At 68.2% G+C, this 19,454-nt stretch carries 23 protein-coding genes; 11 read left to right on the forward strand and 12 right to left on the reverse strand.

Annotation, left to right across the window (positions count from 1 at the left end):
- The first annotated feature begins 14 nt into the window (after window positions 1-14).
- The 3 genes from BGO82_RS03260 to glyS all read left to right on the forward strand — a co-directional run bounded on the left by BGO82_RS03260 (window position 15) and on the right by glyS (window position 3,000).
- Window positions 15-521: an AbrB/MazE/SpoVT family DNA-binding domain-containing protein gene (locus BGO82_RS03260; RefSeq protein ID WP_291304115.1), complete on the forward strand. Its 507-nt coding sequence runs from the start codon at window positions 15-17 to the stop codon at window positions 519-521.
- 1 nt (window position 522) lies between these two features.
- Window positions 523-903 (forward strand): type II toxin-antitoxin system VapC family toxin, encoded by a 381-nt coding sequence (locus BGO82_RS03265; RefSeq protein ID WP_291304116.1) that lies wholly within the window; start codon window positions 523-525, stop codon window positions 901-903.
- 69 nt (window positions 904-972) lie between these two features.
- Window positions 973-3,000, forward strand: a complete 2,028-nt coding sequence (gene glyS, locus BGO82_RS03270; RefSeq protein ID WP_291304117.1) for a glycine--tRNA ligase subunit beta — start codon at window positions 973-975, stop codon at window positions 2,998-3,000.
- A 70-nt stretch (window positions 3,001-3,070) separates the two neighbouring features.
- Here the strand turns inward: glyS and BGO82_RS03275 are convergent, their stop codons facing one another.
- From BGO82_RS03275 to ispH, 4 genes are all read right to left on the reverse strand, one after another.
- Complete coding sequence (locus BGO82_RS03275) at window positions 3,071-3,391, reverse strand: hypothetical protein (RefSeq protein ID WP_291304118.1); 321 nt, start codon at window positions 3,389-3,391, stop codon at window positions 3,071-3,073.
- Between the two features lie 136 nt (window positions 3,392-3,527).
- Window positions 3,528-3,998 (reverse strand): ribonuclease HI, encoded by a 471-nt coding sequence (gene rnhA, locus BGO82_RS03280; protein ID WP_291304119.1) that lies wholly within the window; start codon window positions 3,996-3,998, stop codon window positions 3,528-3,530.
- Window positions 3,995-4,513: a GNAT family N-acetyltransferase gene (locus BGO82_RS03285; RefSeq protein WP_291304120.1), complete on the reverse strand. Its 519-nt coding sequence runs from the start codon at window positions 4,511-4,513 to the stop codon at window positions 3,995-3,997. Before BGO82_RS03285 ends, rnhA begins: the two co-directional genes overlap by 4 nt.
- Entirely contained in the window at window positions 4,510-5,550 is a 1,041-nt protein-coding gene (ispH, locus tag BGO82_RS03290) for a 4-hydroxy-3-methylbut-2-enyl diphosphate reductase (protein ID WP_291304121.1), read from the reverse strand. Before ispH ends, BGO82_RS03285 begins: the two co-directional genes overlap by 4 nt.
- Window positions 5,551-5,651: 101 nt before the next feature.
- Here ispH and BGO82_RS03295 point away from each other — a divergent pair, with 101 nt between their 5' ends.
- Both BGO82_RS03295 and BGO82_RS03300 read left to right on the forward strand, forming a co-directional pair.
- Window positions 5,652-7,892, forward strand: coding sequence for a putative PEP-binding protein (locus BGO82_RS03295; RefSeq protein ID WP_291304122.1), 2,241 nt, complete (start codon window positions 5,652-5,654; stop codon window positions 7,890-7,892).
- A gap of 148 nt (window positions 7,893-8,040) precedes the next feature.
- Window positions 8,041-9,066 (forward strand): cell wall hydrolase, encoded by a 1,026-nt coding sequence (locus BGO82_RS03300; protein ID WP_291304123.1) that lies wholly within the window; start codon window positions 8,041-8,043, stop codon window positions 9,064-9,066.
- Here the strand turns inward: BGO82_RS03300 and BGO82_RS03305 are convergent, their stop codons facing one another.
- The 6 genes from BGO82_RS03305 to BGO82_RS03330 form a co-directional block, all read right to left on the reverse strand.
- Window positions 9,067-9,567, reverse strand: a complete 501-nt coding sequence (locus tag BGO82_RS03305; protein ID WP_291304124.1) for a hypothetical protein — start codon at window positions 9,565-9,567, stop codon at window positions 9,067-9,069.
- 91 nt (window positions 9,568-9,658) lie between these two features.
- Window positions 9,659-10,246, reverse strand: coding sequence for an HD family hydrolase (locus BGO82_RS03310; RefSeq protein WP_291304125.1), 588 nt, complete (start codon window positions 10,244-10,246; stop codon window positions 9,659-9,661).
- A 60-nt stretch (window positions 10,247-10,306) separates the two neighbouring features.
- A complete protein-coding gene (locus BGO82_RS03315) occupies window positions 10,307-11,086 on the reverse strand; it encodes a folate-binding protein (RefSeq protein WP_291304126.1) in 780 nt (259 codons plus the stop codon).
- 55 nt (window positions 11,087-11,141) lie between these two features.
- Entirely contained in the window at window positions 11,142-11,393 is a 252-nt protein-coding gene (locus BGO82_RS03320; RefSeq protein WP_291304127.1) for a hypothetical protein, read from the reverse strand.
- A gap of 117 nt (window positions 11,394-11,510) precedes the next feature.
- On the reverse strand, window positions 11,511-11,879 hold the full coding sequence (locus tag BGO82_RS03325; protein ID WP_291304128.1) for a TIGR02301 family protein: 369 nt from the start codon (window positions 11,877-11,879) through the stop codon (window positions 11,511-11,513).
- Window positions 11,880-11,921: 42 nt separating this feature from the next.
- The gene (locus tag BGO82_RS03330; RefSeq protein WP_291304129.1) at window positions 11,922-12,311 is read right to left on the reverse strand and encodes an NUDIX domain-containing protein; all 390 of its coding nucleotides are present in this window, start codon (window positions 12,309-12,311) and stop codon (window positions 11,922-11,924) included.
- Window positions 12,312-12,375: 64 nt separating this feature from the next.
- Between BGO82_RS03330 and BGO82_RS03335 the strand changes: the two genes are divergently transcribed.
- Window positions 12,376-13,110, forward strand: a complete 735-nt coding sequence (locus BGO82_RS03335; RefSeq protein ID WP_291304130.1) for an SOS response-associated peptidase — start codon at window positions 12,376-12,378, stop codon at window positions 13,108-13,110.
- A 158-nt stretch (window positions 13,111-13,268) separates the two neighbouring features.
- Here the strand turns inward: BGO82_RS03335 and BGO82_RS03340 are convergent, their stop codons facing one another.
- Window positions 13,269-14,675 carry an FAD-binding oxidoreductase gene (locus BGO82_RS03340; protein ID WP_291304131.1) on the reverse strand — a complete coding sequence of 469 codons (1,407 nt, stop codon included), beginning with the start codon at window positions 14,673-14,675 and terminating at the stop codon, window positions 13,269-13,271.
- Between the two features lie 47 nt (window positions 14,676-14,722).
- On the opposite strand from BGO82_RS03340, the gene fabI reads away from it, so the two are divergent.
- From fabI to BGO82_RS03365, 5 genes are all read left to right on the forward strand, one after another.
- Window positions 14,723-15,544 (forward strand): enoyl-ACP reductase FabI, encoded by an 822-nt coding sequence (fabI, locus tag BGO82_RS03345; protein WP_291304436.1) that lies wholly within the window; start codon window positions 14,723-14,725, stop codon window positions 15,542-15,544.
- Between the two features lie 7 nt (window positions 15,545-15,551).
- Window positions 15,552-16,181 carry a histidine phosphatase family protein gene (locus BGO82_RS03350; RefSeq protein ID WP_291304132.1) on the forward strand — a complete coding sequence of 210 codons (630 nt, stop codon included), beginning with the start codon at window positions 15,552-15,554 and terminating at the stop codon, window positions 16,179-16,181.
- 294 nt (window positions 16,182-16,475) lie between these two features.
- Complete coding sequence (locus BGO82_RS03355) at window positions 16,476-16,781, forward strand: type II toxin-antitoxin system RelE/ParE family toxin (RefSeq protein WP_291304133.1); 306 nt, start codon at window positions 16,476-16,478, stop codon at window positions 16,779-16,781.
- Window positions 16,782-16,849: 68 nt separating this feature from the next.
- A complete protein-coding gene (gene aroC, locus BGO82_RS03360) occupies window positions 16,850-17,956 on the forward strand; it encodes a chorismate synthase (RefSeq protein ID WP_291304134.1) in 1,107 nt (368 codons plus the stop codon).
- Window positions 17,956-18,348 carry a DUF3224 domain-containing protein gene (locus tag BGO82_RS03365; protein ID WP_291304135.1) on the forward strand — a complete coding sequence of 131 codons (393 nt, stop codon included), beginning with the start codon at window positions 17,956-17,958 and terminating at the stop codon, window positions 18,346-18,348. The genes aroC and BGO82_RS03365 overlap by 1 nt, the downstream gene beginning before the upstream one ends.
- A gap of 110 nt (window positions 18,349-18,458) precedes the next feature.
- Here BGO82_RS03365 and BGO82_RS03370 read toward each other — a convergent pair whose 3' ends face one another.
- Window positions 18,459-19,454 carry an aldo/keto reductase gene (locus BGO82_RS03370; RefSeq protein ID WP_291304136.1) on the reverse strand — a complete coding sequence of 332 codons (996 nt, stop codon included), beginning with the start codon at window positions 19,452-19,454 and terminating at the stop codon, window positions 18,459-18,461.

Here is a 19,454-nt window from a genome sequence, read left to right on the forward strand (position 1 = left end):
CCCGGGAGTGTGAAATGACCACCAGCTACGCCAGACCTGCGGAAGGAACACTGACCCGCCGCGTGTGGGACATTGCCGACGAGGAAACCAGACGTGAGGGGCGGCTGGCGAGCCGCGCCCGCGTGGTCGAGCGCGTTGTCGCCGAGGGCGGCAATTTCAACACGGCCAGCACGCAATACCATCATTGGCGCAACGCCCAGGCAGGCGTCCGGGAGGGTACTGCCGGCAACGGCGTGTTTGCGGGCCGGCCGACCCCGGTCCGTCTCGATGTTGCGGACGCCGGACGTGTACTCTTGCCGGCCGATCTGCGCGCGGCACTCGGGGTGCAGCCGGGCGACCAGCTCTTTGGCGAAATTGTCGACGGGGAACTTCGACTGATGTCGCGGGACACCAGCGTCCGCAAGGCACAGGAACTGGTCCGGAAATACGTGCCGGACGAGGTTGGCCTTGTAGACGAACTCCTCGCCGAACGGCATGCCGAAGTTGAGCGAGAGGACGCACAGGCGCGCGAATCCGCCTGACATGCGCTTCGTGCTCGATGCATCGGCCGCACTGGCGCTGCTTCACGACGAGCCCGGGGCTGGGCATGTCGGGGCTCGCCTGCATGATGCGGGCATCAGTGCCGTCAACCTGATCGAGGTGGGAAGCAAGCTCGTCGACGGGGGAGTCGATCTGGAAAACGCCCGACGCGCTGTGGCTCTACTCCGTGTCGAGACGGTCGATTTCGATCTCGGGCTGGCCGAAACCGCGATAGCGCTTCGTGCGCGAACACGGCCCTTCGGTCTGTCGCTCGCCGATCGGGCCTGCCTCGCATTGGCCATACGCGAGAATGCCATCGCCCTCACGGCAGATCGGGCCTGGGCGAAGCTCGACGTCGGCTGTCGGATCGAGCTCATTCGCTGATCAGCACACAGGTGGACTTAACGCCCCGCCCTTGCTACCTCGTCCGGGCCCAGAACTCCGGTCGCCGACATGCCTGAACTGCTGCTTGAACTGTTCTCCGAGGAAATTCCCGCGCGCTTCCAGCGCCGCGCCGCCGACGACCTGAAGAAGGCCGTCACCGACGCGCTGGTCGAGGCCGGCCTCCTCTACGAGGGCGCCCGCGCCTTCGTCACGCCGCGGCGCCTGGCGCTCACCGTCACCGGCATTCCGGCGCGCTCGCCCGACCTGCGCGAGGAAAAGAAGGGCCCGCGTGTCGGCGCCCCGCAGCCGGCCATCGACGGCTTCCTGCGCGCCGCCGGCCTCGCCTCCCTCGCCGACGCCAAGATCGTCTCCGACCCCAAGAAGGGCGACTCCTACGTCGCCGTCGTCGAGAAAAAGGGCGCCGAGGCGGCAAAGCTGCTCGCCGGCATCCTGCCGCGCGTCATTGACGGCTTCCCCTGGGCCAAGTCGATGCAATGGGGCCATGGCGGCCTCATTTGGGTGCGGCCCATTCGCGCCATCACCGCCACCTTCGGCGCCGACCACGACGAGCCCGCGATCATCCCGTTCCGCGCCGGCAGCGTCGAATCCGGCCAGACCACCTACGGCCACCGCTTCCTCGCGCCCGCCCCCATCCGCGTCCGCCGCTTCGACGACTACGTGGCGGCGCTGGAGAAGGCCAGGGTCGTGCTCGACCTCGACCGCCGCAAGGACATCATCCGCGCCGACGCCGACAACCTCGCCTTCGCGCAGGGCCTCAGCGTCATCCACGACGAAGCGCTGCTCGAGGAGGTCGCCGGCCTCGTCGAATGGCCGGTGGTGATGATGGGCTCCTTCGATCCGGCCTTCCTCGAGGTGCCCGAGGAGGTGATCATCGCCACCATCCGCGCCAACCAGAAATGCTTCTGCGTGCGCGACAGCAAGGGCAAGCTCGCCAACCGCTTCATCCTGACGGCCAACAATCTCGCCACCGACAACGGCGTCACCATCGTCGCCGGCAACGAGCGCGTCATCCGCGCCCGCCTCTCCGATGCGAAATTCTTCTACGAGACCGACCTGAAGCTGCCGCTCGAGCACGGCCTGCCCAAGCTCGAGGAATCCGTGTTCCACGCCAGGCTCGGAACGCAGTTCCAGCGCGTCGAGCGGCTGGTGAAGCTCGCCGCCGAAATCGCCCCGAAAGTCGGCGCGAACGTCGACGACGCCAAGCGCGCCGCCATGCTCGCCAAGGCCGACCTCACCACCAGCATGGTGGGCGAGTTCCCCGAGCTGCAGGGCGTCATGGGCCGCTACTACGCGCTGAAGCAGGGCGAAAAGCCCGCCGTCGCCAACGCCGTCGCCGACCACTACAAGCCGCTCGGCCCCACCGACCGCGTGCCGTCCGAGCCCGTCGCCATCGCCGTGGCGCTCGCCGACAAGCTCGATCTGCTCACCGGCTTCTGGGCCATCGACGAAAAGCCCACCGGCTCGCGCGACCCCTTCGCCCTGCGCCGCGCCGCGCTCGGCGTCATCCGCATCGTCATCGACAACCAGTTGAGCTTCCCGCTCGCCGTCGAGCCCGATCTGCTTGCCTTCTTCCACGACCGCCTGAAGGTGTCGCTGCGCGACGCCGGCGCCCGCCACGACCTCGTCGATGCCGTCATCACCCGGGACAGCAACGACATTCTGGAAATCACCCGCCGGGTCGAAGCGCTCTCCGCGCTGCTCTCGACCGACGACGGCAAGAACCTCCTCGCCGGCTACAAGCGCGCCGCCAACATCCTCGCCGCCGAGGAAAAGAAGGACGCCCGCACCTACGAACCCAGGACCGCCGCCCGCGAGGTCTTCACCCTCGAGGCCGAGAACGCGCTGGTCAGCGCCATCGAATCCGTCGACGCGGCGGCCGCCGCAAAGGTCCGCGCCAACGACTACAAGGGCGCCATCGCGGCGCTGGCAACGCTGCGCGCCCCGGTCGATACCTTCTTCGAACAAGTCCTCGTCAACGACAAGGACGCCACCGTGCGCGCCAACCGGCTGCACCTGCTCGCCGCCCTGCGCAACACCATGCATCTCGTCGCGGATTTCTCGAAGATCGCCGGCTGACTCCGATATCGCAGTCAGGCTCCCCTCCCCCTTGCGGGGAGGGGACGGGGGTGGGGGCCGCACCCACCGGCTACTGGCAACTCACCTTGCCGCTATCGGTCGAAAACGAGAACGTCGTTCGGCCGGCCTCGGTGCTGAAGCTGCCTTGCCAGTGCGCATCGCCCAGCGGCCCGCTCAGCGCCTCGACGCTGTTCGAGGCCGAGGCGATCTGCCCGCTGCTGGCCATGCCATCCGCCGCCTGCCACTGATAATCGCCCGCCACCAGCAGCGACAGCGTCCCCAGCTTGTCCCCGTCGTCTCCGGCGCAGCTGTAAATGCCCGGCGGCGGAAACTGCGCCAGGGCAGGGGCGGTGAGGGCGATGAAGGCAAAGGCAGCAAGGGCAATGCGCATCGGCGGATATTCGCGCTGCCCGCGTTCACGTGCAAATCAACTCGCAGTCGCCGTTCCTCTCCCGGGGAACGGGGACCACGCGCAGCGTGGTGGAGGGGGCAGCCACAGCACCGATGCGAGATGACGCACCCAACTGCTACACCGGCGGCGTCAGCCTCGCGCCCTTTTTCGGCTTGAACGGCGCCATCCCCTCATTGGCCAATTGGTCGGCGCGCTCGTTCATCTCGTCGCCATTGTGGCCCTTCACCCAATGCCAGGCGATGGTATGCCGCGCCACCGCCGCGTCGAGCGCCTGCCACAGCTCCAGATTCTTCACCGGCTTCTTGTCGGCGGTGCGCCAGCCATTGCGCTTCCAGCCGTGAATCCATTTGGTCAGCCCGTCCTTGACGTAGACGCTGTCGGTATGGAGCTCCACCTCCACCGGCCGTTTTAGCGCATTGAGCGCCTCGATCGCGGCGGTCAGCTCCATCTGGTTGTTCGTCGTCAGCGCCGCGCCGCCCTTCAGCTCCTTGATCGTGCCGCCATATTGCAGCACCGCGCCCCAGCCGCCCGGCCCGGGGTTGCCCGAACAGGCGCCGTCGGTGTGAATGATCACCCGCGCGCTCACGCCGCCGCCTCCAGCACATGGAACCGGCACTGCATGCCGTCGACATCGGCCACATGCGTCTCGCGCATGCCGATCCGCCTGAGCACCGCCAGCGACGGCGCGTTGCGCACATCGGCAAAGCCGATGAAATGGTCCCAATCGGTCGCGCGGAAAATCCAGTCGCGCAGCGCGCTCGCGGCTTCGGTGGCGTAGCCATGGCCCTGATGCTCGCGGAACAGCGCATAGCCGATCTCGGGCTCGCCCGTCACCTCGTACACGCCGAAGCCGGCCCGGCCGAGCAGCACGCCGTCGGCCTTGCGCGTCACCCGCAGCTTGCCCAGCCGCTGCGTTTCGAACAGCTCGATCCAGTGCGCGAGGCTCTGCGCGCATGTCTCGCGGCTCCACGCCGCGCCGCTGGCGGTGAAGTAGCGTGAAATCTCCGGGTCGCCATGCAGCCGCACCAGATCGTCGAGCTGCTCGCGCCGCCAGCCGCTCAGCACCAGCCGTTCGGTCTCGATCAAGGCGAGGTCGGTCATGCGGCGGGAGCGGGGGTGGTCCCGCCGGGCACCGTTCCGCGCAACTCGCGCGGCAGGTTGAACACGATCGTCTCGCGTCCGGCGCCATGCGCGCTGACCTCGATGGCGAAGCGTTCGGCGAACGCTTCGATCACCTCGTCCACCAGCGTCTCGGGCGCCGACGCGCCGGCGGTGATGCCGAGCGTCGAAATCCCCTCGAACTGCGACCAGTCAATGCGGTCGGCCCGCTCCACCAGCACGGCGCGCGCGCAGCCGGCGCGGCGCGCCACCTCCACCAGCCGCACCGAGTTCGAGCTTTCCGGCGCGCCCACCACCACCATGGCGTCCACCTGCGGCGCCACCTTCTTCACCGCCTCCTGGCGGTTGGTGGTGGCGTAGCAGATGTCCTCCTTGTGCGGCAGCGCAATGGCAGGGAAGCGCCGGCGCAGCGTCTCCACGATGGCGCTGGTGTCGTCGACGCTCAGCGTCGTCTGCGTCACATAGGCCAGCTTGTCGGGGTCGCGCGGCTGAAATGCCTCGGCATCCTCCACCGTCTGCACCAGCGTGATGGCGCCCTTGGGCAATTGCCCCATGGTGCCGATCACCTCGACGTGTCCGGCATGGCCGATCAGCACGATCTCGCGGCCCTCGTTGAAATGCCGGTTGGCCTCGATATGCACCTTGCTCACCAGCGGGCAGGTGGCATCGAGGAAGAACATGTTGCGCGCCCTGGCGTCCGCCGGCACCGCCTTGGGCACGCCATGCGCCGAAAACACCACCGGCGCGGCCGACGGCGGGATCTCGTCGAGCTCCTCGACGAACACCGCGCCCTTCCGGCGCAGCCCCTCGACCACGTATTTGTTGTGCACGATGGCGTGTCGCACATACACCGGCGCCCCGTACTTCTCGAGCGCCAGCTCGACGATCTGGATGGCGCGGTCGACGCCGGCGCAGAATCCGCGCGGCGCGCACAGCGTGATCTGGAGCTTCGGTTTGCCCCCCTCCCCCTTGCGGGGAGGGGCTGGGGGTGGGGGCCGGTGGTTCCCGATGTCCTGCATGCCCCAGCACATGCTTTCGCCGCTTTGCCGAGTCAAGGCCGGTTGCGGGGCAGCAGCGCCGCAGGCACAATGGAAAGCGCGCCAGGACAAGGGGATAGTCGGTGAGCCTCGCTCTCGAAATGTTTGCGATCGCGCCTGCGTCGGGGCCCGCAAACCTCACCGCCCCGCAGCGCCGGCTGCTGACCGGCAAGGCCCGCTGGATTCGCGCCGTGTTCGAGGCGGGGGTGCCCACCGTCCCCACCATCGTCGTGACCCGCGCCGCCTGGGAGGCGCTGCAGGCCGAGCGCCAGCAGCGTGCCGACCGCCTGCGGGCGCATTGGGTGGCGACGCTGTTCCGCCTCGTCGGCCCCGACGGCAGGCCGCCGCTGCTGGCCGTGCGCACCGCCGCCGACGGCCCGCGCCCCGGCCTCATGCCGGCGCGCACCGGCCTTCCGGCGCCCGCCAGCGAGGCCGAGGCCGTCGACCTGCGCGCGCCGCTCGGCCGCGCCATCGCCACCGCCTTCGACTCCTACCCCGGCGCCGCCGACTCCATCGTCCTCGTGCAGGCCATGGCACCCGGCGAGATCGTGCAGTTCATGTCGCGCGACGCCGCGACCGGCGCCATGGGGCCGGCGCCGCTGCAGAACGGCGATATCCCGCTGGCGCCCGACGCCGCGCGCCTGTGCGAGGTCGTCGACCGCGCCGCCGGCCGGCACATGGGCATCACCGCCGCCATCGAGGCCGGCACGCTGTCCTTCCTCTCGGCCCGGCCTTATCCGGCGAGCGCCTCCGCCGAGCTTGAGGCGGCGACCGACCGCGTCGAGCGCGGCACCTGGAGCGAGCAGCAGGCGGTGGCGAGCGTCAGCCCCGACCGCCTGCAATCGCTGCTGCATCCCAGTCTTCGCGGCGGCCATGGCGATCCTGTCGCGACGGGCCTCGGCGTCTCGCCCGGCGCCGCGCATGGCGGCATCGTCTTCACCGCCGAGGACGCCGCGCGCTGGAAGGCGAGGGGCCGTCACGTCATCCTCGTCGTCAACGAAACCGGCCCCGCCGACATCGACGGCATGCGGGCGGCAACCGGCATCCTCACCGCCCGTGGCGGCATGACCAGCCATGCCGGCGTCATCGCCCGCATCACCGGCAAGCCCTGCGTCGCCGGCGTGCGCAACCTCAGCGTCGATCCGGTGGCGATGACCGCGCGCATCGGCGACACCGTGCTGCGCGGCGGCGACCGCATCACCATCGACGGCAGCGACGGCAGCGTCTATCTGGGCGCCCTGCCGCTCAGCCAGCCCCATATCGGCGGCGCGTTGGGCGAGCTGCTCGGCTGGTCCGACGCCACCCGCAGCATCGAGGTGCGCACCAACGCCGAAACGCTGGAGGCCACCAGCACCGCGCTCAGCTTCGGCGCCGAGGGCATCGGCCTTGCCCGCTCCGAGCACATGTTCTTTTCGCGCGAGCGGCTGGTGGCGCTGCGCCGCCTGATCCTCAGCCAGGACGAGGCCGACCGCCGCGCCGCGCTCAACGGCCTCGTCGATTTCCAGACCGGCGACTACTCCGCCATCTTCTCGCTCATGGCCGGCCGCCCGGTGACGGTGCGCCTGTTCGATCCGCCGCTGCACGAATTTCTGCCGCGCACCGAGGAGGAGATCGACGAGACCGCGAAATCCCTCGGCCTCGAGCTGCGCGCCCTGAAGCAGCGGCTCGAGCGCATCTCCGAGATCAACCCGATGCTCGGCCATCGCGGCATCCGCCTTGCCGTGACCTATCCCGAAATCCTCGAAATGCAGGTGCAGGCGCTGCTGGCCGGGGTGCGCGCCGCCATGAAGACCGGCGCCGAGCCGGTGACGCTTGAGATCATGGTGCCCTTCGTCTCCACCGCGCACGAGGTGCTGTGGGTGCGCGAGCGGGTGATGGATCTGCTCGACGCCGCCAACCTGCCGCGCTCGACCCGCGAGCGCTTCGCCTTCGGCACCATGATCGAGCTGCCGCGTGCCGCGCTGCGCGCCGCCGACATCGCCCGCCACGTCGATTTCTTCTCCTTCGGCACCAACGATCTGACGCAGACCACCTACGGCATCAGCCGCGACGACGCCCCGGCCTTCCTCGCCGCCTATCAGCGCATGGGGCTGTTCGAGCTCGATCCGTTCGTCACCCTCGACCAGAAGGGCGTCGGCGAGCTCATCTCGCTCGCCATCGCCCGCGGCCGCCAGGCCAATCCGGCGCTCCGGATCGGCATCTGCGGCGAGCACGCCGGCGATCCGGCCTCGCTTGCCTTCTTCGCCAGGCTCGGCGTCGACTATGTGAGCTGCTCGCCCTATCGCGTGCCCATCGCCCGCCTCGCCCTCGCGCAGGCCGCCTGAGTTAACCACGCCTCGCAATCTGCACTGCCCCCGCCGGGCGGTTTACCTGCCGATAACCCTAATCCCGCATGATCCGGGTCGTCGGCATTTAAGCAACATTTGCCGAAGCGTCGTTTGTTGTGGCGTTGCGTGAGTAGTACCGCGTTCGATGGCCCTTTTCGGACCAATCGCCCTATGGGCCCGTCCCGGACATAGCGTTGCCGGTGTCTTTGCGTCGCTCGCGCTGTCGCTGCTCGCCTGGCCGCTGCTGACCGCCGGCGTCCAGGGCCCCGGCCTCGACATCAAGCTTCCGGCCGCCAGGGCCGCGTCGGCCCCCACGGCCACGCTCACCCGCAAGGGCAACGACCTCATCATCACCGGCTCGGTGGCGATGCTGTTCAACACCGGCAGCTTCTCCGGCCCCAACCGCGCCGAGAAGGTCAACCGCGCCCGCCTGACGCCCGACGGCGTCACCGTCTCGTCCGGGTTCGACGCCATCCGCACCCGGCTGGCGGAACTGCGGACGCCGAAGATGGCCCCGGCCGCCGGCGGCTGGCTGCCGCACGCCCTCCCGCCCTCGGCCGGCGCCGTCATGGGCGACAATCCCGACGGCACCCCGATCCGCGTCGCCAGCATCGATCCCAGCCGGAGCGCCGCCCTCGGTGCCATCGACCAGATCGTGCCGATGGCGCCCACCCCGATGATGGCGACGCGCTCGCTGGCCTATGCGCGCGAAACCACCGGCCCGACCGACTTCAGCACCAGCATCGACAAATACGGCCACGCCGTCAGCCAGAAGGACATCTGGTGCATGGCCGAAGCGATCTATTTCGAGGCGCGCGGCGAATCCTATCGTGGCCAGGTCGCGGTGGGGCAGGTGGTGATGAACCGCCTGGCGCACCCGATCTATCCCAAGGACATCTGCCAGGTCGTGTTCCAGAACCAGCAGATGCACAATGCCTGCCAGTTCTCCTTCGCCTGCGACGGCCGGCCCGAAACCATCACCGACCAGAAATCATGGAAGCAGGCCGACGAGATCGCCAAGGGCGTGATCACCGGCAGCCTCTATCTGCCGGAAGTCGGCAAGGCCACGCACTACCACGCCAACTACGTCTATCCGGATTGGGCCCCAAGGCTCAAACGCGTGACCAAGATCGGCAATCACATCTTCTACCAGTTCAAGCGCACGGCCTGATCAGCGCCGCGGCACTGGCGCCCGCTTGAAGCTCGAGCTGGAGTAGACGAACGAGCCACGGCTGACATAGCTCCAGGTCCACGTTCCATAGTCCGAGGTCGCGACACCGAACCGGATGCGGGAGTGGGAGCAGTCGCAAAGCGCATTCGGCGTCACGTCGATGCCGGGATAGCGCACGTTCGGCGACACGATAGCGTCGCTCGAATAGGTCCCCGACGGCGTCGTCACGATCGACACCATCGTGCGCTTGCCGAAGCCGATCTTCTGTACCGTGGCGGTGCGCTGCACCGTCGTCGATACGCTGTCGTCGGTGGTGATGTCGAATTTCTTGAGCCGGTCCAGGTCGAACGGCTTGGAGAAGATCTCGCCGGCGGTATCGAGCACGTGCTTTTGCGGCTCGGCGGCGAACGCGGCGGGAAACAGGCTCGGTGCTGCCAGCCCGCCGGCGACGATCGCGGCGAGCCCGCCGCTCAGGAAAACGGTGCGGATCGGAAAGGCCATGCCTGTCTCCGGCTGTGCGGGTTGACGTTAACCTCGCATCAACCATGCGGCCCCCGGATGCGTCAAAATGGAACGCCCGTTTACCTTAACTTTACGATTGCGTGTGGATGGCGGTCGCCAGCATGTCGACGGCGTCGACGAACCTCTCATGCGCCTCGCGAGTCGGCCACGGCCGGATCAGCTCGTCGAAGCGTTCGAGATCGAACGCCGCCAGCGTCGGCTCGCCGAAGAATTTGCGCGCCTCGTCCACCTCGAAGCCGGCGAGATGCACCGCCTCGTGATAGGCGGCCTCGCGGTCCGCCCGCTTGATCTGGCGCTGGATCGTCGCCGGCGCCGCGGCGTTGAGCGCAAAGTGCAGGTGGATCGCCCCGAGCAGCCGGTTCTCGACGTCCTTGTAATTGCCGCCCATCGCCGCCTTGAACGGCGAGATGATGTCGCCCATCACATATTCCGGCGCGTCGTGCAGCAGCGCGTAGAGCCGCGCCCTGCTGTCGGTCTCGGGCGCATGCGCCGCGAAGATGTCGAGCACCAGCACCGAATGCTGCGCCACCGAGAACGGATAGTCGCCCTTGGTCTGCCCGTTCCAGCGCGCGACGCGCGCCAACCCATGGGCGATGTCGGACAGTTCCACGTCCACCGGCGACGGATCGAGAATGTCGAGCCGCCGTCCGCTGAGCATGCGTTGCCAGGCTCTGTCCGCGCCGCGCGCCATCCTGCCTCCCCAAGGAAAGCCGGAAGGCTAATCGGCGGCGGGCGATTCCCCAAGCCGGTAGGTGGCCCAGTCGGGCAGGGTGACGGTCACCGGCCGGTCGGCCACCGTCACCGCGCCGCCATCGAAGCGGTCGAGCCGCACGATGGCCACGGCCTTGCCGTCCACCGCCGCGCCGACGCTGCCGGCATCGCGGCCGCCCACCTTGATCGGCGTCTCCATCGGCGCCTCGACGCCCGACACGATCACCGGCCGCCGCCGCGCCGTCCCGCGCCGCTGCATCCGGCTCACCACTTCCTGGCCGATATAGCAGCCCTTCTTGAAGTCGACCCCGCCGAGCAGATCCATGCCGATATCGTGCGGAAACACCGCATCGGCCGCGAAATCCGTCCCTTGCTCGGCGAGTCCCGCGGCGATCCGCGACGCCGCATGGCGGTCGTCGGCCGGCGCCCACGCCGCGGCCTCCGCCACGGTGCCGATCACCCGGGTGAGCGGCTTGCCGCCGTCCCAGCCCACCGCGTGGCTGTCGCGCAAATCGGCGATCTCCACCGCCGCCCGCAGCTTGTACATGCGCATCCGCTTGAGGAAGCTGTCGGCGACCGACCGGTCGACATCCAGCCAGAACGCCCCGTCCTCGAAGCTGGCGAGGCCCTCGGCCTGGATCTTGCCCTGCGGGCTGAGCAGCGCCCACCAGATCGCCGGCCCCGGTTCGGCCAGCAGCCGGCCGGTCACCACGTCGAACAGCAGCTTCTGCGCCTCTGCGCCCGAGAAGCGGAACAGCGCGCGCGACGGACGGGAAATCGTGGCCATGGCAGCCTTCCGGTTAGGCTCGAGACATGGCCCACTCCGGCGCGATCCGCAAGGATCAGTGCGTCATCCGGTCGAGGGCGTATTCGCCCTCGCGAATGCGGGTGGGCAAGGCCTCGACCAGCAGCGCCGTGGCCTCGTCGCCATGCAGCCGCACCATCGTCGCCAGCGCCGCGAACAGCGAGGCATGCGCCAGCGCCAGCGTTTCGACGCCCTCGTCCTCGGCAGTGTTCCAGGCTTCGGCCAGATATTCGAGCGCAAGCTGCCGTGCCTCGCGCTGCTCGTCTCTGGCGCCGTCCGTGCTGAACATCGGGATCGTGGGTTTGCTGGGCCGCATGTCCCCCGACCTATCACGCCAAGTGTGGCAGGCGTGGGACACCTCACCAAAGGGTTAACGCGACCTCTGGCCTTATACTTAACCCGGCCGCTACTCGGCGTAGCGCGTGTGGATGTCGCGCGCCGTGGCCTCCGCCTCGATCAGAAGCCGCGCCAGCGCCTCCGACGCCGACGGCGTGCAACTGCGGTAGAGCCGCGAATACGAGGCGAAACCGGCGTTGAACGCGCCGTAGAGCCGCTGCTGCCGGTCCTCGTCCGGCTGGTCGAGCTTCACCAAATCGGCGAGCTGCTGCCGCCAGTCGGTGCCGCCCGGCTTGCACAGCGGGTTGAGGAAATACAGGCTCCCCAGGATTTCGGCGAGCCGCTCCATCTGCGGCTCGTAAGGCGGATCGATCGCCAGCGCCGGACGCGGCAGCAGGGTGGTGGCAAGCAGCAGCAGGGCGGTCAGCGGGGCGCGCATGCTGCATTCCTAGTCGCACCATCGTGGCGGCGGCAAGGCGTCTCAGCTGCGGTCGAACAGGCGGAAGGCGCCGGCCAGCACCTCGCCCAGCTCCGGCGTCGTCGGCAACCGGCCGATCTGCTCCGGCCGTATCCAGCGCCAGGCGCGGATCTCGGCCGCATCCGGCACGATCTCGCCGTCATAGGTCTGCGTGCCGAACACCTGCAGCTCGAAGCCGCGAAACCGCAGCACCCGCACCGGCCTGAGGGCGAACACGTCGAGCCCCAATTCCTCCTTGAGCTCGCGGATGGCGCATTGCTCCGCCGTCTCGCCCGGCTCCAGCCGTCCGCCGGGCAGCGTCCACAGCCCTTCCGACGGCGGCCGGTTGCGCTGGATCAGCAGCACATCGAACTGCCGGACGATGGCCACGCTGGCGGCAAACAGGACGGGCATGGACTGAGATTGCAATTTGCGGCGCAGCCGGCAAGCACCTACTTTCGCCGGCAAGGAGACCGCTATGTGTGGCCGTTACGCATTCCTGCTGCCCCCCGAGGCGATGGCGCAATTGTTCAAGGTGCTGAACGAGGTGGCCGGCTACCCGCCGCGCTACAACATCGCCCCCACGCAGCCGGTCATCACCGTGCTCGAGCGCGAGGGGCGGCGCACCGCCGAGCTGTTCCGCTGGGGTTTCGTGCCCGGCTGGGTGAAAGACCCGCGCGTCTTTCCGCTGCTGATCAACGCCCGCGCCGAATCGATGGCCGACAAGCCGGCGTTCCGCGACGCCCTGCGCAACACCCGCTGCATCGTGCCCGCCAGCGGCTATTACGAATGGCGCAAGCGTCCCGACGGCTCGCGCTGGCCGTACTACATCGCCAATGTCGATGGCGGCACCATGGCCTTCGCCGGCCTCTACGCCACCTGGGCCGGGCCCAACGGCGAGGAGATCGACACCGTCTGCATCGTCACCACCCGGCCAAATCCCGAAATCTCGGCCGTGTACGACCGCATGCCGGCGCTGCTCGCCGGCGACGCCGTCGACGCCTGGCTCAACACCCGCGACGTCGAGGCCCGCGACGCCGTCGAGCTCATCGCCCCGGCGCCCGCCGGCACGCTCGCGCTCCACCCCGTGGCGCGCACCGTCAACAAGGCCGATGCAGATGGCCCCGCCCTCATCGTGCCTGCTCTCGAAGAGGCCGAGCCGGAACGGCCGAAGAAGCGCGCCGGTGGCGGCGCGCAATTGGATCTGTTCTAACGCTGTTCACATGCGACTTGCCGCACGGCCGGTGCCTGCTGCCTCCCCGCAAGGGGGAGGGGAGCCCGACTGAAGCACCGGAGAATGCGGCTCCATCGCCCCCTCCCCCTTGCGGGGAGGGGCCGGGGGGGGGCCCAATCACCGGGCAGCCGTTTACCTCACCCCAGCATCTTGCCCGGATTTAGAATTCCGTTCGGGTCGAGCGCGCGCTTGATCGCCCGCATCATCTCCAGCGCCACCGGGTCCTTCACCTCGCCCAGCAGCTTCGCCTTCAACTGCCCGATGCCGTGCTCCGCGGAGATCGAGCCGTGGAGCCGCAGCACCACCTCGTACACCGCGTCGTTGACGGCTTTCTCGCACGCCATGAACGCCTTGCCGTCCATGCCCGCCGGCTGGCTGAAATTGAAATGCAGATTGCCGTCGCCCATGTGTCCGAACGAGCAGGGGCGGATGCCCGGCAGCACCCGCTCGGCCGCCGCGACGCCCTCGGCGATCATCCGCGGCACCGCCGCGATCGGCACCGAGATGTCGTGCTTGATCGAGGCGCCTTCCTTGCTCTGCACCTCGCTCATCTGTTCGCGCGCCGTCCACATCAGCGTGCGATCCGCCTCCGATTGCGCGATGCTGGCGTCGCCGACGAGACCATCTCCCAGCGCCTCCTCCAGCGCCGCCTGCAACGCCCCGGGAACGCCGCCCTTGGGCCGGCTGACCTCGACCAGCGCGTACCAGGGCGCCAGGCTCGCCGCCGGATCGCGCGCGATCATGCCGTGCTTGAGCTGCAGTTCGATGCCGAAGCGCGGCATCAGCTCGAACGCCGTCAGCCGCGTGCCGACGCGCTCGCGCATCAGCGTGAACAGCTCCAGCGCCTTCTCCGGCCCGTCGACCGAGCAGAACGCCGTCTCCTGCGCCTCGGGCTTTGGAAACAGCTTCAGCGTCGCCGCCGTGATGATGCCGAGCGTGCCCTCGGCCCCCACCAGCAGATCCTTGAGATCGTAGCCGGTATTGTCCTTCTTGAGCGCATTGAGCCCCCGGTACAGCCGCCCGTCGGCCAGCACCGCCTCGACCCCGATGCACAGCTCGCGCGCATTGCCATAGGCCAGCACCTGCACCCCGCCGGCATTGGAGCTCAGCACCCCGCCGATCCGCGCCGACCCCTGGCTCGCGATCCACAGCGGGAACATCGCCCCCGCCGCCTCCGCCACCTCGTGCGCCCGCTGCAGGATCACCCCGGCCTCGAGCGTCATGTGGCCGGCCGCGGCGTCCACCTCGCGCACCCGGTCCAGCCGCTGCATCGAGACGATCACCTCGTCGCCCGTGGCCGGCACCTGCGCCCCCACCAGCCCGGTATTGCCGCTCTGCGGAATCAGCGGCACCCGGTTGTCGTTGGCCCAGCGGCACAACGCCTGGACCTGCGCCAAATCGGCCGGCCGGGCCACCGCCAGGGCGGGCGTGTGGTAGCGTTTGCGCGGCTCGTTCAGGTAGGCCGGCATCAGCGCGGCGTCGCCGATCACCGCGGTTTCACCCAAAAGACCGGCCAGTTCGGTGAGGACCTGGGACTTGTTCATGCGGCGCAGCATATGGCACAAGCCTCGAAACTGAGAAAGCGAAGGAAATTCCCATGGCCGACGGACTGATGGCAGGCAAGCGCGGGCTGATCATGGGCGTCGCCAACAACCGGTCCATCGGTTGGGGCATCGCCAGGGCGCTGGCCGGGCAGGGCGCCGAACTCGCCTTCTCCTACCAGGGCGAGGCGCTCAGGAAGCGCGTCGAGCCGCTGGCCGCCGAAATCGGCTCGACCTTCCTGGTCGAATGCGACGTCACCAACGACGCCGCCATGGACGAGACCTTCCGCCAGATCAAGGAGCGCTGGGGCCACCTCGATTTCCTCGTGCACGCCATCGGCTTTTCCGACAAGAACGAGCTCGACGGCCGCTACGTCGACACCAGCGCCGGCAATTTCGCGCTGACCATGAACGTCTCGGTCTACTCCTTCACCGCCGTCGCCAGGCGCGCCGAACCGCTGATGACCCCTGGCGGCGCGCTGCTGACGCTGACCTATTACGGCGCCCAGCGCTATATCCCCAACTACAACGTCATGGGCGTCGCCAAGGCGGCGCTCGAGGCGTCCGTCCGCTATCTCGCGGTCGACCTCGGCAAGGCCGGCATCCGCGTCAACGCCATCTCCGCCGGCGCCATCAAGACGCTGGCCGCCTCCGGCATCGCGGGCCTGCGCGACATGCTGCACTGGCAGGAGGCCAACGCCGCGCTGCGCCGCAACGTCGACATCGACGATGTCGGCAAGGCCGGCCTCTATCTGCTCTCCGATCTCTCCTCCGGCGTCACCGGCGAAATCCATTACGTCGATGCCGGCTTCAACGTCGTCGGTATGAAGCTCATGGACGCCGACGCACCGGCCGAAACGCCCACCGCCTGAGATCGACATGTCCGAACTGGTCTGGCCGGAGCTGTACTTCATCCGGCACGGGGAAACCGACTGGAACGCCGAGGGCCGCTACCAGGGCGCGCGCGACATTCCGCTCAATGCCCGCGGCCGCGGCCAGGCGGCGCTCAATGGCGAGATGCTGGCGCGGTTGCTGCGGCGCGCCGGACGCAATGCGGTGGATTTCTCCTGGTACGTGTCGCCGCTCGGCCGCACCCGCGAGACCATGGACAATATCCGCGCCCGGGTCGGCGAACCGCTGCCCGACGTGACCATCGATCCGCGCCTCATCGAGATTTCCTTCGGCGCCTATGAGGGACGCCTCCACACCGAGCTTGCCGCCGGCGCCATGGCCATCGCCGGCGAGCGCGACGCCAGCTTCTGGCACTTCCGCCCGCCCGAGGGCGAAAGCTACGCCGACGTCGCCGCCCGCCTCGGCGATTTCGGTGCCTCCCTCACCGGCCCTTCGGTGATCGTCGCCCATGGCGGCATCCTGCGCGTCCTCCGCCACCTCATCGAAGGCCTGCCGCCCGAGCAGGCCGTGAACTGGTTCCCGCCGCAGGATTCGGTCGTGCACTTCACCGACGGCAAATCCGCGGTGTATCCGGCCGGTCAAAGCTGGGACGATTGACTGGCTGATATTTGGTACTATATTTCGTACCAAATACGGAGCTTGAAATGAACCAGATTTTCCAGCGGGTGGACGCCGACCTGGCCGTAAGTATCAGCGACCTCAAGAAAAATCCCGGCGCGGCCTTCGTTGCCGCCGAGACGCAGGCTGTCGCGGTGCTGAACCACAACCGCGTGGTGGGCTACATCATTTCGCCTGTGGCATGGGAGGGGATGCTGGAGGCGCTTGACGATCTCAACATCCTCGACATGCTGAGCAAACAGGAGCCGGAGGCCGGCATCGAGGTGTCGTTGGATGAGCTATCGGCTGATATTCACCCCAGACGCCACAAGAAGCTGGAACAAGCTCGGGGCGACCGTCCGCAGCCAGTTCGAAAAAGTGCTGCGGCGACGCGTGGAAAACCCGCACGTTCCAGCAGCAAAGCTCCGCGCCCGGCAGCAAACATACAAGATTAAGCTGCGCGGCGCCGGTTATCGGCTGGTCTATGAAGTCCACGACGAGGTGCTGACGGTGCTGGTCATCGGCATCGGCCGCCGCGACGAGGGATATGAGCAATTCCTGGCCATAGGGCGGCAAAGCCTGAGCGGCGATGAAGATTGACGTTCGGCGCCCCCGCTCCTAGAGCAACGGCCGTCGCCAGGCGCCGCTAGTCAGTTCGAGCACCCCCCATGAGCTTCAACACCTTCGGCCACATGTTCCGTTTCACCACCTGGGGCGAAAGCCACGGGCCGGCCATCGGCGTGGTGGTCGATGGCTGCCCGCCGGGCATCCCGATCAGCGCCGAGCTGATCCAGCGCGACCTCGAGCGGCGCAAGCCCGGCCAGTCGCGCTTCACCACGCAGCGGCGCGAGGAGGATCTGGTCAACATCCTCTCGGGCGTCGTCGAGGACGAGCGCGACGGCCTCGTCAAGACCACCGGCACGCCCATCTCGATGCTGATCGAAAACACCGACCAGCGCTCCAAGGATTATTCCGACATCAAGGACAAGTTCCGCCCCGGCCACGCCGATTTCACCTACCAGCAGAAATACGGCATCCGCGACTACAAGGGCTCGGGCCGCGCCTCGGCGCGCGAAACCGCCGCCCGCGTCGCCGCCGGCGCCGTGGCCCGGCAGGTGATCCCCAACGTCACCATCCGCGGCAGCCTCGTGCAGATGGGGCCGCACCGCATCGACTACCGCAATTTCGACTGGGCCGAGGTCGAGAACAATCCGTTCTTCTGCGCCGATGCGCAGGCCGCCGCGGCATGGGAGCCGTACCTCGACGGCATCCGCAAGGACGGCAATTCCGTCGGCGCCGTCATCGAGGTGGTGGCCGAGGGCGTGCCGGCCGGCTGGGGCGCCCCGATCTACGGCAAGCTCAGCGCCGACCTCGCCTCGGCCATGATGTCGATCAACGCCGTCAAGGGCGTCGAGATCGGCGAGGGCATGGCCGCCGCCGCCCTCACCGGCACCCAGAACGCCGACGAGATGCGCGCCGGCAATGCCGGGCCGCGCTTCCAGTCCAACCACGCCGGCGGCATCCTCGGCGGCATCTCCAACGGCGATCCCATCGTCGTCCGCTTCGCCGTCAAGCCGACCTCCTCCATCCTCACGCCGCGCCAGACCGTGACCGTGACCAACGAGGACACCGAGGTCCTGACCAAGGGGCGCCACGATCCGTGCGTCGGCATCCGCGCCGTGCCCATTGGCGAAGCCATGATGGCCTGCGTGCTGGCCGATCATTTCCTGAGGCACCGCGGCCAGACCGGCCGCGAAGGTGGAGTGGGGTTCTGATGCCCGTTGCGACTGGTCCCTTCGATGTCAAGCTGACGCCGCTGCCCGGCGACGAGCGCGAGGCGGCGGCTTTCCTCGGCCGGCTTGCCCTCGACAAGCAGTTTCACGGCGATCTCGAGGCGACGAGCGTCGGCCAGATGCTGGCCGGCCGCGGCGAGCGTCCGGAATCGGCAGGCTATGTCGCGATCGAGCGGGTGACGGGAAGCCTTGCCGGCAAGAGCGGCAGCTTCATGCTGCAGCATTCCGGCCATTCGAGCCCGGCCGGCCAGTCGCTGGCCATCAACGTGATTGCCGACAGCGGCACCGGTGAGCTCGAGGGCCTGTCCGGCACGATGACCATCGCCATCGCGCCGGGCGGCGCCCATACCTACAGCTTCGACTATAGCCTTTGATCAGCGAATGGCGTGCTGAGCCTGCGCACCGTTTTCCGTCGGCTCCCCTTGCGGGGAGGGGCTGGGGGTGGGGGCCACAGCCACCGCGGAATCCGTGAATAGCGCGGCCTTTACACCCGCGACAGCGACACCGGCACGTCCGGCTTGTTGCCGAGGATTTCTTCGATCTTGGCCAGCACGTCCGGCGTCAGTTTCGACTTGGCGTCGAGCGCCTTGAGGTTGTCCTCGAGCTGGCTCTTCCGGCTGGCGCCGAGGATCACCGTCGAGACGTGCGGGTTGTTGAGGCACCACAGCAGTGCCATGTGGTGCACCGGCAGGCCGATATCCTTGGCCAGTACCGCCAGCTTCTTCACCTTCTCGATCTTGGCCTTGCCGGCCGGCGATTCGAGGTTCCGCTTCAGCCATTCGTAGCCGGGCAGGTTGATGCGGCTGTCGGCGGGGATGCCGTCATTGTACTTGCCGGTCAGCAGCCCCGAGGCCAGCGGCGACCAGATCGTCGTTCCAAGCCCGAGCTGGTAGATCGGCAGGTAGTCGACCTCGACCTTCTGCCGGTTGAACATGTTGTATTCGGGCTGCTCCATCGTCGGCGGCGTGAGGTTGTCGCGCCGCGCCACCAGGTGCGCCTCGGTCAGTTGTTGCGCCGTCCATTCCGACGTGCCCCAATAGATCACCTTGCCCTGCACGATGAGATTGTGCATCGCCCGCACCGTCTCCTCGATCGGCGTGTCGAGGTCGGGGCGGTGGCAGAAATAGAGATCGAGATAGTCGACGCCCAGCCGCTTCAGCGCATTGTGCGCGCCGTCGGTCACGTGCTTGGCGCTGAGGCCCTTCTGCGTCGGCTTCTCGCCGCCCCAGAACACCTTCGACGACACCATGTAGCTGTCGCGGCTCCACTTCAGCGCCTTCAGCGCCTCGCCCATCACGATTTCGGCGTTGCCCGCCTCGTAGCCCTCGGCATTGTCGAAGAAATTGACGCCATGGTCGTAGGCATAGCCCATGATCGAGGTGGCATCGTCCTCGCCCACCTGCTTGCCGAAGGTGACCCAGGCACCAAAGGAAAACTCGGAGACCTTGAGGCCGGATTTGCCCAAGCGGCGGTATTGCAT

Origin of the sequence: Devosia sp. 67-54 (genome assembly GCF_001899075.1) — a bacterium.
Lineage (GTDB): Bacteria > Pseudomonadota > Alphaproteobacteria > Rhizobiales > Devosiaceae > Devosia_A.